We start from the raw sequence: 13,277 nt of genomic DNA, 5'->3' as shown, positions 1-13,277 counted from the left end.
GCTTACGTTTTTGGCACTGAACTTGGATAGCTATAAACGTAAAGTGTGTTTTGGTGATTTGTGTCAATCGCTGAAAATTGTGTGATTTATAACACTCCGTAAAATGTGTTAGCCGACCTAAACCGTTGGCAAAATAGGCAACGAAGCCCGCATCAACGAAAGTTGAAGCGGGCTTTTTTTTGTCCCGAAAAAAGGGGAATACCATGACTTCATTGGACTCAAAAACGCAAATTGTCGTCGTAGGCAACGGCATGGTGGGGCATCATTTTGTTGAGCAGCTTCACCAAAGCGATGCCAATGTAGAAATAACCGTTTTATGCGGCGAGTCACGCCTTGCGTACGACCGCGTTTATCTGTCGTCTTTTTTTAGCGGCGCGAGTGCTGATGACTTAGCGCTCACTACACCCGCTCAGTACGCCGAGTGGGGCGTAAACGTAGTTACCAATGCCTTGGTTACCGATATAGACCGTGACAATAATAAAGTGACGACTTCTGAAGGGCAGGTGTTTAGCTACGATAAGCTTGTGTTAGCTACGGGCTCATACCCATTTGTGCCACCCATCCCTGGCAACGATCAAGAGCATTGCTTGGTGTACCGTACTATAGACGATCTACTCGCTATTGAAGCTTCAGCAGCGGTGAGCAAAGTAGGGGTTGTTGTCGGTGGTGGGCTGTTGGGTTTAGAAGCCGCTAACGCATTAAAACAAGCCGGTCTAGACACCCACGTGGTAGAGTTTGCCCCGCAGCTTATGGCGGTACAGCTAGACCAAGCTGGTGGTAACGTGCTTAAAGATAAAATCGAAGCATTGGGCGTAATGGTTCACACCCAAAAGGCCACCCAAACTATCGAGGCTGGTGATACCTGCCGCTATAAAATGGTGTTTGCTGACGGCACTGCACTAGAAACTGACATGATTTTATTCTCTGCCGGTATTCGACCTTCCGATCAGCTTGGCAGAAAGTCAGCGCTAACACTGGGTGAGCGCGGCGGTATTGTCATTGATAACCACTGCGTGACGTCTGATCCAAACATTTACGCTGTGGGTGAATGTGCGCTGTGGGATAACAAAATCTTTGGCCTGGTAGCACCTGGCTATACCATGGCGCGCACGGCTGTAAGTCATATAACCGGCGGCGATGCCGAGTTCGCTGGCGCAGATATGAGTACCAAACTCAAGCTAATGGGTGTGGAAGTGGGCTCAATTGGCGATGCTCATGAACGCACAGTCGGTGCGCTTAGCTACACCTATTTAAATCAGCCAGAAGGCGTGTACAAAAAGCTGGTGGTAGATAGCGAGCAAAAGTACGTGCTTGGTGCTGTACTCGTTGGCGATACCAGCGACTACGACACGCTCCTACAGTATGCACTTAATAATATTGAATTACCTGAACACCCAGAAAGCCTAATTCTGCCCTCATCCGATGCTGCACCGGCGCTAGGTGCCGATGCACTACCAGACACCGCGTCTATTTGTTCATGCCTAAATGTGACAAAGGGCGATATTGTTTCAGCCATTGAAGGCGGCTGTTGTAGCGTTGGCGATGTAAAAGGCGAAACCAAAGCCAGCACAGGGTGTGGAGGTTGTGCTGCCTTACTTAAAAATGTTGTGGATAGCGAACTTGAAAAGCGCGGTGTGGAATTATCAAAAGCCATTTGTGAGCACTTCAACTATACCCGACAAGAGCTATTTCACATTGTTAAGGTAAACGGCATTCGCACCTTTGACGAGCTACTAGAGCAGCATGGTGAAGGTCTAGGGTGTGAAATTTGTAAGCCCGCTGTGGGCTCAATTTTAGCCTCGGTGTATAACGACTACATTCTTAAGGCTTCACATCTTCCTCTGCAAGACACCAACGATATCTACCTTGGCAACATGCAAAAAGATGGCACGTATTCCGTTGTACCGCGTGTACCTGGTGGCGAAATAACGCCTGAGAAGTTGATTCTGCTCGGCGAAGTGGCAAAAGAATACAACTTGTACACCAAAATCACGGGTGGTCAGCGCATTGATTTATTTGGAGCGCGCGTAGAGCACTTACCTGATATCTGGGAAAAACTGGTCGCTGGTGGTTTTGAAACCGGCCATGCTTACGCGAAGGCACTGCGTACCGTGAAATCCTGTGTGGGAAGCACATGGTGCCGCTACGGTGTTCAGGATTCTGTTGGCACTGCCATTGACTTAGAGAATCGTTACAAAGGCTTACGTGCGCCGCACAAAATTAAATTTGCCGTTTCGGGGTGTACCCGTGAGTGCGCAGAAGCCCAAAGCAAAGACATTGGCGTTATTGCTACCGAGCAAGGCTGGAACCTGTATGTTTGCGGGAATGGCGGCATGAAGCCTCGACATGCAGACCTGTTTGCCACCGACCTAGATACCGAAACCCTTATTAAGTACATCGACCGCGTGCTGATGTTTTACGTGAAAACGGCTGATCGCCTACAGCGCACATCGGTGTGGATGGACAACTTAGAAGGTGGGTTAGCTTACTTGCAAGACGTTGTAATCAACGATGCTCTTGGCATTAATGGTGAGCTTGAAGCACAGATGGATGCTGTGGTTGATGCTTATCAGTGCGAATGGAAAACCACCATTGAAAACCCTGAGTCGCGCAAGCGTTTCCGTCAATTCGTAAACAGCAATGCTAGCGACACCAATATTCAGTTTGTTTCAGAGCGAGGCCAGGTTCGCCCAGCTACTGAAGCTGAAAAAGTAGCAGGTAAAGATCAGTTCATTCCTGTCTCTATGGTATAGCCACTGGCTTATCAACCCTGTTAGGAGAATCAAATTATGTCAGCAGCGCAAAATGTAATGGCGTCAGAACCACAGCAAGTGCAATGGCACTATGTTTGTGAGACGAACGACTTAGTGACAAACAGTGGGGTTTGCGCCCTTGTCGACTCACAGCAAGTGGCAATTTTCAGTTTGAAGATAAACGGCGAAACCCAGGTTTTCGCCATTAGTAACTACGACCCTATTGGTAAAGCAAACGTACTCTATCGCGGGCTTCTAGGGTCGATAGGCGGTGCGCCTGTTGTTGCTTCGCCTCTATACAAAGAGCATTACTTTTTAGAAACCGGGCTGTGTAAAGAACACGACGATGTTTCCGTCACGGCTTACGCTGTGAAGGTAGAGGGCGAAAAGGTTTTTGTCGGTGTTTAAGCAAACTGCCTTTATTTGAACGCCCACATGAAAAAAGCCTTTTAGCAAAATGCATTCAAAAGCTGTGAAACCGAAAAAGGTAATGAAATGAATATGCCTACACGACAACCCGACATGATGTCTGAACAATTAAGACAAACAACATGCCCTTACTGCGGCGTAGGGTGTGGTGTAGATATCAGTTGCAACGTAAGCACGCGTGCCATAACCCTGGACACTGTTAAAGGCACGCCAGAGCATCCCGCCAATTATGGAAGATTGTGTGTCAAAGGAACAAACCTGCTTGAAACAAACGACATAAACGGTCGTTTGCTTCACCCAACCATGGCAGGTCAATCGGTGGATTGGGACACGGCCACCGATGTGATTGCGGATAAGATCACCTCTACCATTGCGCAGTATGGCGCGGATGCCGTTGCTTTTTATGTATCAGGTCAGCTTCTCACCGAAGACTATTACATTGCCAATAAGCTTATGAAAGGTTTCATCGGCAGTGCCAATATCGATACGAATTCACGCCTATGTATGTCATCAGCCGTTGCCGCGTACAAGCGAGCCTTCGGTGAAGATGTAGTGCCTTGCGATTACACCGATTTGGAATGTACAGATTTACTGGTGATCACCGGAAGTAATGCGGCGTGGGCGCACCCAGTGCTTTTTCAACGCATTCAGCGAGCAAAGCTGAAAAATCCGAATATGAAGGTCATTGTTGTTGACCCACGCAAAACCGAAACCTGTACCATTGCCGATTTACACCTTCCTATAAAGCCGGGTAGCGACGTAGCGCTATTTAACGGTTTACTCAGCTATGCAAACGCACAAGGTCGAATAGACAAATCCGCCGTTGAGACCTATGCCGAGGGACTTGAAGAAACGCTCAAAAGTGCAAATGCCTTAACGTTAGATGACGTTGCTGAAGTATGCGACCTGGACATTAACAGCATTAAGGCCTTCTTTGATGCCTTTTGTGAAGCCTCTAGCGTAGTTACTTTTTATTCTATGGGCGTGAACCAGTCTTCTGCTGGTGTGGATAAAGCCCAAGCCATTATCAACTGTCATTTAGCAATGGATTTAATTGCTAAAGACGGTTGTGGTCCGTTTTCAATTACTGGCCAGCCAAATGCCATGGGAGGGCGTGAAGTCGGTGGGTTAGCCAATATGCTAGCTGCTCATATGGACCTTGAAAACCCTGATCATATCAGCGCTGTTAAAACCTATTGGAATGCACCCGTCATGCCTAAAGGGCAGGGGCTTAAAGCAGTTGATTTGTTTAATGCAATTGAGAGTGGAAAGGTAAAGTTCGTTTGGATAATGGGGACTAACCCTGTTGTCAGTATGCCAAATCGCGGTCAAGTTGAGCGCGCACTTTCAAAGTGTGACATGGTGGTGGTGTCTGATATTGTTGAGTCTAACGATACGCTTAACTACGCGCACATTGCCCTTCCTGCCACGGGGTGGTCGGAAAAAGACGGCACGGTAACAAACTCAGAGCGCCGTATTTCACGTCAGCGCGGTATATTGCCCCCACCAGGTAGTGCAAAACACGATTGGCAAATACTATGCGAAGTGGCGGGTAAAATGGGCTTTGGCGAGGCATTTAATTTTACCCATTCGTCACAAATATTCTGCGAATACGCTGGGCTAACCGGCTATCAAAATAACGGTAAGCGACAATTAGACCTGTCACCTTTACAAGCGTTAAGTGAAGCTCAGTACAATGGGCTATCGCCTTTGCAGTGGCCTTTTCACACAGTTATAAAAGCTGAGAATACGGCCAGTTCTAATTCTAAATCTAACCCTAACCCTCGCCTTACCAGTAAACGTCCTTTTGAAGATAAACGGTTTTCAACCCCTAGTGGCAAAGCGAAACTTATTCCCGTAACTTACAGAGCGCCACTGCAGGTAACATCAGACGCTTATCCTTTTGTTGTGAACAGCGGCCGAGCGCGAGATCAGTGGCATACCATGACGCGCACGGGTAAAGCGGCAAAGTTACTGGCTCATATGCCAAGTGCTTGCGTGCATATCAACCCTAAAGACGCTGCTGAATTGGGCGTTGAAGATGGAAGCCTCGTTTCTCTTTCAAGTGCAGTGTGTAAAGACGCCCCTGTTATTTATCCGGTTAAAGCGGATACGGATATGCGCAAAGGGGAAGTATTCATTCCTATTCACTGGTCGGCGCAATGGGGTTCGCACAGTAAACTAGGCGCACTTTACGCCAGCGCGGTAGACCCTATTTCAGGGCAGCCAGAGTTAAAACACGCGGCGGTAGCTATCGCGCCTGCTCATTTCGCTACCTACGGCAAGCTCTTTGTTTCATCAGTAAACCAATCAGCACATAATTCAAAACTTAATCCGTTTAGTGAAGACGCACTAAAGCATGCGTGTGATTACTGGAATACGACACCGCTTGAAAGCACAGAGGCGTCTTCACCTTTAAATAACTCGGATGCAGCATTATCAGTATTGAATGTTGCTTCGAACAAAGGTCGTCGGGATTTTACCCAAGGGTTGATACCTCTGCTGCCGCAAAACGCGGTGCTATTGCAGTTTCATCATCATACATACTCAGTATGCCTTGCGCTTGTCGATGATACTCTTTGTTTCGCGGCGTTTTTGGGCGATGAGCCAGAAAAGGGTGAAAGGGCACCAGCAACTGCACATACAACAGCGCAGGCAGCGCCACATTCAAAAAGCACATGGTCAGTACCTAACGAATGGCTTGCCAGTCTTCTCAACACATCTATTTCTACAGACATACAGCGCAATTTAATACGTGGCCAAGTAGACGACGCATTTTTAAATGGTGATGTAGTTTGTAGCTGCTTTGAAGTGCGCGAAAAAACCATTACACATGCCATCGAAGAAGGCTGTAGTTCGGTGGCAGAGCTTGGTGAAGCATTAAAGTGTGGTACGAATTGTGGCTCGTGTAAGCCCGCCTTGTCTCAGCTGATAGACAAGCATTTAGTCATTGAAATTCAATCTGTTTAGGAGCGTTAAATCATGTCAATTGCATCTAGTTGGTCGTTACCGTTTTTGCGCACCTTATTTAAACCGCAGAAACCTTTGTTAAACCTCTTTTATCGCGATGCTATTTCTACCACGGTCACGACCGTGACGACGCGCCAGCGCTCCGATAATCCAAAAGCTCCAGCTAAGCATTCATACTTTGGCAAGTGGTTGAAGTTAGCAAACAGGCAAACTGAAGGTCATAAACAAGGGCAGGTGTTCATCGTCGGTGCTGGCCCCGGCGATGCCGAGTTACTTACGTTAAAAGCGTTTCGTCTTCTGCAACAAGCCGATGTCGTGCTGTTCGATGCCTTAGTCAGCGAAGATATTCTCGCGCTAATTCCCTCTAAAGTGGTGAAAGAATATGTAGGGAAGCGCTGCAAAAAGCATAGCTTTACCCAAGACGCTATATGCAAGCGAGTGGTTGAATTGGCATGCAACGGTCACACTGTCGTGCGGTTAAAAGGCGGTGACCCAGCCCTATTTGCAAGAACCTGCGAAGAAACCGATGCACTCACAAAGGCCAACATTCCTTTTGCTATTGTTCCTGGTATTACGGCAGCATCGGGTGTGTCAGCCTATACGGGTATCCCTTTAACCGACAGGCGCTGCGCTCAATCGGTGAGTTTTATGACCGCACATTTTAAAGACGCGGAACAATGGCCAGAGATGGCACCTTTGGCGCAAAATGTGTTGAACCAAACCATGGTGGTTTATATGGGACTAAGCCGGCTTGAAGGTCTATGCAAAGGCTTGATTCATCACAACGTGCCAACGACATGGCCAGTAGCGGTAATTGAAAATGCCACTTCGCCTGAACAGCGCATGATTACTGGCGTGCTTGCCGATATTCATAGCAAGGTAGAAGCAGCAAATTTAACGGGGCCTACGTTACTTATATTTGGAAAGGTGGTAGAGTCTCGTCAACAGGTAAATACTCTTCTATTACATTCATCCAAGCATGCAGCAACCATTTAGTGAATACATAAAAATTATTGGCAAAGGTCAAAAAGGGGGGCGTAGCCTTACCCGTGATGAGGCTTATCATGCCATGAAAATGGTATTGGCCAATGAAGTGACAGGCGATCAACGCGGCGCATTTCTTATGTTGCTGCGTACGCGTGAAGAAACACCAGAAGAAGTTATTGGCTTTGTCGATGCATGCAGAGAGCTAATAGAGCCAGAAGTCAAAACCCTCACCCCCACGTTAGATATTGGCTGCTACGCGGGAAAGCGTCGCCAGTTACCATGGTACTTATTGGCCGTAGCGGTTCTAGCCAACAATGGTTACTCGGTTATGCTCCACGGTGCGCATGAGCCGGGTTCAGGGCGCCTTTATGCAAGTATAGCGTTACCCCAATTGGGCCTGTCTGAAGTTAGCAGTATTGAAGATGCCAAACAGCAGTTAACGGATAAAGGGGTGACTTACCTTGATTTGTCTTATTTGCTGCCTGCGCTCGACACAATTATTAAGCTTCGTGAGGTATTTGGCCTGCGTTCATGCGCTAACACCCTCGCAAGGTTGTTGAATCCCACCGCTGCACAATTTTGCGTACAGGGCGTTTACCATATGCATCTTGACCACAAACACTGCCGCGTTAATGAAAATTATCCATCTATAGATGCGCTTTGCTTTCGTGGTGATGGCGGAGATCCTGAAGTTAATGGTGAACGGGAAACTGAGCTATTTATTACCCGAAATGGTGAGACCGAAGAAGTAATAATGCCGGTGGTTGCTGACAAATGGGCGCTTAAAGATAAAGACATGAACGTTAACGACATGCTTGATGTGTGGGCGGGTAACGCGAATAGCCTTTACGGTGAACAAGCCGTTTTGAGTACACTTGCCAGCTATTTGATACTGCTACAAAAGTGTGATGTTGCAGATGCCCTGTCCCAGGCAAGGCAGCTTTGGGCACAGCGCGATAAAAGCGCAACGCCATTTTAAGGTCACCTGCGTTTTCTGAGCGGGCAATTATCTATATTGCTTGTTATAAAGCCCTTCTTTTTAAGGAAAAATAGCCAATCGTCGCATTGACTTAATCGTTGCTATACTTGTTAATAGTATTAACAAGTTTTCCTTAAGTGGTGTTATGCGAATCACGCAATGGCTCGTATTTTTAGCTAGCCTGTCGCTCTTATTTCGAGCAGGTTATGCTGTATCTGAAAATCGAGAACAGGTCACAACCTCTAGCGTAACTTTCGTACTAACCGCAGATATGCCTAATATTAGCGACGCACGCACAGGGCGTTACGCTAATCTTCAAACCCTCGTAAAACAACAGCGGCAAATTAGTGAAACCGTCTTCTTCATTTTCGGCGGCGGCTCGATTGGGCCGAGCGCGCTATCCTCGTTTGACCGTGGCTCCCACATTATTGATATTCTCAATTCCCTTGAGCCAGATGTGATGGGGGTCACAAAGAGAGAATTTAGTTTCTATGAGGATGAATTATCTCTTCGTTCTTATGAAGCAGCCTTTCCATTGGTAGCCAGCAACGTAATAGACAACCGGGTGGGGCGTTCCCCAGATGGCCTGCACACTTCTGTGATTGTAGAAAAAGAAGAATTAACACTTGGTGTTATATCAGTTTTACATGAGAGAGTGATAGAGGAGTACCAATTATCTGATATTGCTATAACGCCTCCTCAAAAAGCCATCATGGAGGAGTCTAAAAGATTGCGACAGCAAGGCGCAGATATTATTTTGCTTCACTATTCCTACCCGTTCCCTTTTATTAATACCATGCTGAACAAACGCATTATTGATGTCGCTTTTATAACAGACAGTCGCTTGGACGAGAAAAATATGCTCGAAACTACGCGTCATCCTAATAGTATGGTACTTACACAGCAGGGAACCGCTGTCGTTGCTAGTTTTGTGAAAAATACTGGGTGGCAAGCAACGTCGTATATAGAACAGCCGTTAGAAGATATAGAGGCTGATGCTGAGTTAAACGAGCAACTCATTGAGTATGAAGCGCGCCTAAAGCGGTTGTTAAATATCCAAATTGGCGAATGGAAGATTGCCGTTTCGACTGCGCGCAAAGAAGTGAGAAGTGAAGAGAATCCTTTTGTAAACTTTGTCGCGGATACCATTAAACGCTATGCCAATACTGAAATTGCCTTGATAAACGGAGGCAGTATCCGAGGCAACAAACAATATACGGCAGGTACACCAATTACTCGGCAAGATATTGTCACCGAAATGCCGTTTCGCGCGCATGTTGTGGCTTTGGATATAACTGGCGCTCAGTTAATTCAAGCTCTGGAAGAGGGGCTTTCGCAATATCAAAATTTAAAAGGTGGTTTTCCTCATGTATCGGGTATGTCTTATAGTTTCGACCCTTCAGCGAAAGTGCTTCAACGAGTAAAAAATGTCACGATTAATGGAAAGCGAATAGATAAGTCGAAAACCTATTCATTGGCTACAAGTAACTTTCTGGCTAATGGCGGAGACGGTTTCTATGCGTTAAAGAATACCGAAAAGCGTCCGGCCTCGAGCACACGTCCCCCTCAAATATCAGACCTTGTTATGCAGGCCATCGTCAATCAATACGATTTAAAGCCTAAAACTGATAACCGCATAATAAATATGGCAAAAGGCGAGTGATCAGATGCAGCATAAGAAAAAGATTTTGTATCTGTTTATCATTGCACAATGCAGTGTGATGGGATTTTTTCTTTTAATACTGGTTTTGACGCTGCTGCGTTTAAATGACGTGCGAACAGTGCTTGACGATATCACCTCGTCTTCTATCCCCACTCTTAGCCAAGCTACTGAAATTACTCGTGAAGTTCAGCACTTAATTTCACTTACTGCGCGATTAACATCGTCTGAGAGCCAATCGTCTCGGCGTATTGTCAAAACTCAGTTAGATGAAACGATAGAGCGCCTGGATTCCTCCAATTTGAAACTTGAGCAGGGAGACAAGTACTTAGCGACGCAACTGAATGTACTTACATTAGAAATAGAAGAACTAAACGCATTAGTGCGTCAGCGAATTGATGTTGAAAAAGAAGTGCGGGTGGAAAGGGAAGTACTCTTTACTTACTTGAACAATATTTTCGAAGACAATAAATCGCAGTATGTGGGTATTCAATCTTCTCAAACGCTGGTTCCTCTGATATTACAAATTGCCCAAATAAATCAGCAGTTCCAACTGCATGAGTTACGCAAGTTAGAGGACAGTATTGAAGAAAGCATCGCTTCCTTGCGTGAGGCGACATCGCTAGACAAGCGCAGCAGCGAACTGGTAAGAGCGCTAGAGGAGGGGGTATTAGGTAAATGGGGCATGATTGATAAACAAGCTAATGTCATGCGTATTCGTGGACGTTCAAGAGGGCGAGGCAGTTTTGTTGAGCACTTGGCTGAAGAAGTCGCGTCAAATATTGAGTTTAGGGCATCTTCAATCACAAAAGACACCTCTTCTTACGCATTGTCTGCCAACCAGGCCGTGTCCAAACAAATAACCCTGTCATTGGCACTCTCATTAATTGTGATGATTATTTGTTGCGCCATCATCTTCTACATCTACAAACGTATTATTCTGCGTTTAATTGCTTTAACCAATTTGGTTGAAAAAAATAGTGACGAGGTAGCAAGCTTCGAAGGCAGTGACGAGATATCTCGCCTGGCTAAAACCTTTGCACTGTATTTTGAGAGAGTGAAGAGCCAAGAAACCGAATTGATTCGTTTGTCACTTAGCGATCCGCTCACTAACATCCCAAACCGACGGGCGTTTGAAATGGAAATGGAAAAGGTAATAGCAATGTCAAAACGGTATGAATGGCCGTTGACGGTGATTATCTTGGATGTCGATAGTTTCAAACTTTACAATGACAATTATGGTCACCCTAAAGGGGATGAATGCCTGAAAGCCGTCGCTATTGGGCTTAATGAAGTTATTACCCGTAATACTGATTTTTGTGCTCGATACGGTGGTGAGGAGTTCGTAGCGATTTTGCCTAATATCGATGAGAAAGGCGCGAAGGTGAAAGCTGAAGAGATTCGAGATGCGATAGAATCATTAGGGATAGAGCACAGCAAGAGCACAGTTTCACCCGTAATTACCGCAAGTTTGGGCGTTGCAACGGTCAACTTCGTTAATCACCACAACTGGACATTAACTTCGATCCTGAATACCGCTGATAAAGCGTTGTACGACGCCAAAACGGGCGGAAGGAATCGCTGCGTGTTTTCATCGCTGCCATGAGTATTTTGGTATAGCAAAAAGAGGCGGGTTTATGTCAATGCCCAAACTGGGCTATCTTTAATCTTTATTGAACAAAAAATTTAGTTTTATTTGTGTGAAACATCAATAAACTTCACTTGCTCTGCTATCTTTAATCAAAGCCAATAAATACTAGCTTATCGTTTCAGACAACTAACCGTATTTCAGTGTGATACGCCAGTGCCTATTTTGTCAGGGTGGCTTCGTTATGAGCTGAGTCGGCTGATAAATAATGCGTGAAACGAAGTTCATTAGGAGCGCAGGATGTTTTTCAAAAATAAAGAGTTGATAGCCGAAAACCAACGTTTGGAAAAGGAAATGGCGGCACATGAAACGGTTAAGGAAGAGCTTCGTGAAGAAATGTTGTACATTGAGTTGAATGCAGACGGACGTATAAGTGCAATTAATGATCTATATACTCAAGCAACAGGATTTAAGATTTCAGAGCTAGAAGGGAAGTCTCTTGAAAGCCTAATGGATCCGAAATCGCCCAAAAAATCGGACGTTCAAGATATGCTAGGCGCTATTAAAAATCATCGTCATTGGCATGGCGCAGTTAGATTCAACAATGCAAAAGGTCATGAGATTTGGGTAAGAGGAATTATACAGCCCATAGACGACGCCTATGGAAATGTGAAGTGTATTTCTTTCTATATGGCAGAGCAAACGCGCAATATTTCTTACAGTAATGAGCTTAGAGATATGATTGCCGCGCTTCATCGCTCTTCTGCTGTTATTGAATTTAACCTTGATGGCACCATCATAAAAGCCAACGAAAACTTTTTGAAAGGTTTGGGGTACAAGCTGGAGCAACTAGTTGGGAAGCATCACAGGATCTTTTGCACAGAGCAAGAGGCGAACTCGGAAGAATATAAACATTTTTGGCGTGGGCTAGCGCAAGGACAGTTAGAATCTGGACGCTACAAACGCATTGATAGCCGAGGGAATGACGTGTGGCTAGAAGCGTCATATAACCCCATCAGAAACGAAGATGGTCAGCTTTATAAAGTAGTGAAATTCGCAACGGTAATTACAGAGCAAATGAAGCGGGAATTCGCCATTTCTGAAGCCGCCAACGTTGCATTCAACATTTCGCAAGAAACTGGAGAGCAAGCATGTAAGGGTAACCAAGTGCTCGATTCTACGGTTAAGGCGATGAACGAATTAACGAAACAGATGGGCAATGCGAGTGAAGGTATTAAGGACCTAGATGAGCAATCCCAAAAAGTTGCGGATTTGGTTAAAAGTATTAGCGGAATTGCCGATCAAACTAATTTATTGGCGCTTAACGCTGCTATTGAAGCTGCACGTGCAGGCGATCAAGGGCGTGGTTTCGCGGTGGTTGCCGATGAAGTCAGGCAGCTAGCGTCGCGAACCAGTAGCGCAACTGAAGAAATCGTAAACGTCGTCGTAGAAAACAGAAAGTTAACAGAAAATGCAGTTCAGTTAATTGAAGCGGGTCAGGAAAAAGCGCGCGAAGCCTTAGAGTATTCAACGCAGTCAGGCAAAGCAATGAGCGAAATCCAAAGCGGTGCCAATGAAGTGGTAAACGCTATCGGGCAATTTACTAAACGCCTCTAGAAAATTAGCGACACAATCAGACAGCCTCAGTCATTGGCCATATTTGTTCAACCTTGGTATCTGCTTTCGCGCACCAAGGTTGAACACCCCCCCTGTTTTGGTGCACCAAAACGAATTCATTCTCACTTTTCTCTTACCTCAATAGTGTAAATATTCATAAATTTTAATGGCTTACATTTCTGGCACGATGGGTGCTAAATAATCCGTGCAACAGCAACGTTGCTGTACAATGCAACGGGTGCAAACACAAATGCGATGGCAGAGTGGAATGCACAACACTTACCATAGGGTAAA

Annotated in this window: 8 protein-coding genes; all 8 read left to right on the top strand. The window is 45.7% G+C overall.

What is annotated here, in order from left to right:
- The first annotated feature begins 203 nt into the window (after positions 1 to 203).
- A complete protein-coding gene (gene nirB / locus F0261_RS06675) occupies positions 204 to 2,753 on the top strand; it encodes a nitrite reductase large subunit NirB (protein ID WP_171337524.1) in 2,550 nt (849 codons plus the stop codon).
- 36 nt (positions 2,754 to 2,789) lie between these two features.
- Positions 2,790 to 3,161, top strand: coding sequence for a nitrite reductase small subunit NirD (gene nirD / locus F0261_RS06670; RefSeq protein WP_014975661.1), 372 nt, complete (start codon positions 2,790 to 2,792; stop codon positions 3,159 to 3,161).
- An 87-nt stretch (positions 3,162 to 3,248) separates the two neighbouring features.
- Complete coding sequence (locus F0261_RS06665) at positions 3,249 to 6,152, top strand: nitrate reductase (protein WP_061439513.1); 2,904 nt, start codon at positions 3,249 to 3,251, stop codon at positions 6,150 to 6,152.
- 12 nt (positions 6,153 to 6,164) lie between these two features.
- On the top strand, positions 6,165 to 7,148 hold the full coding sequence (gene cobA / locus F0261_RS06660; protein WP_061439515.1) for a uroporphyrinogen-III C-methyltransferase: 984 nt from the start codon (positions 6,165 to 6,167) through the stop codon (positions 7,146 to 7,148).
- Positions 7,132 to 8,118 carry a glycosyl transferase family protein gene (locus F0261_RS06655; RefSeq protein ID WP_061439517.1) on the top strand — a complete coding sequence of 329 codons (987 nt, stop codon included), beginning with the start codon at positions 7,132 to 7,134 and terminating at the stop codon, positions 8,116 to 8,118. The genes cobA and F0261_RS06655 overlap by 17 nt, the downstream gene beginning before the upstream one ends.
- A 145-nt stretch (positions 8,119 to 8,263) precedes the next feature.
- Positions 8,264 to 9,781, top strand: coding sequence for a bifunctional UDP-sugar hydrolase/5'-nucleotidase (locus F0261_RS06650; RefSeq protein WP_061439519.1), 1,518 nt, complete (start codon positions 8,264 to 8,266; stop codon positions 9,779 to 9,781).
- Positions 9,782 to 9,785: 4 nt separating this feature from the next.
- Entirely contained in the window at positions 9,786 to 11,384 is a 1,599-nt protein-coding gene (locus F0261_RS06645) for a GGDEF domain-containing protein (protein WP_061439521.1), read from the top strand.
- Positions 11,385 to 11,666: 282 nt separating this feature from the next.
- Positions 11,667 to 12,983 carry a methyl-accepting chemotaxis protein gene (locus F0261_RS06640; RefSeq protein WP_061439522.1) on the top strand — a complete coding sequence of 439 codons (1,317 nt, stop codon included), beginning with the start codon at positions 11,667 to 11,669 and terminating at the stop codon, positions 12,981 to 12,983.
- Positions 12,984 to 13,277 lie beyond the last annotated feature (294 nt).

The organism is Alteromonas sp. 07-89-2 (assembly GCF_013113925.1).
GTDB classification, from domain to species: domain Bacteria; phylum Pseudomonadota; class Gammaproteobacteria; order Enterobacterales; family Alteromonadaceae; genus Alteromonas; species Alteromonas macleodii.
This window is presented reverse-complemented; position numbering and strand designations above follow the sequence as displayed.

Excerpts from the sequence above, each read along its gene's own strand:
- nirB (WP_171337524.1), top strand. The coding sequence starts at position 204 with ATGACTTCATTGGACTCAAAAACGCAAATTGTCGTCGTAGGCAACGGC.
- nirD (WP_014975661.1), top strand. The coding sequence starts at position 2,790 with ATGTCAGCAGCGCAAAATGTAATGGCGTCAGAACCACAGCAAGTGCAA.
- F0261_RS06665 (WP_061439513.1), top strand. The coding sequence starts at position 3,249 with ATGAATATGCCTACACGACAACCCGACATGATGTCTGAACAATTAAGA.
- cobA (WP_061439515.1), top strand. The coding sequence starts at position 6,165 with ATGTCAATTGCATCTAGTTGGTCGTTACCGTTTTTGCGCACCTTATTT.
- F0261_RS06655 (WP_061439517.1), top strand. The coding sequence starts at position 7,132 with ATGCAGCAACCATTTAGTGAATACATAAAAATTATTGGCAAAGGTCAA.
- F0261_RS06650 (WP_061439519.1), top strand. The coding sequence starts at position 8,264 with ATGCGAATCACGCAATGGCTCGTATTTTTAGCTAGCCTGTCGCTCTTA.
- F0261_RS06645 (WP_061439521.1), top strand. The coding sequence starts at position 9,786 with ATGCAGCATAAGAAAAAGATTTTGTATCTGTTTATCATTGCACAATGC.
- F0261_RS06640 (WP_061439522.1), top strand. The coding sequence starts at position 11,667 with ATGTTTTTCAAAAATAAAGAGTTGATAGCCGAAAACCAACGTTTGGAA.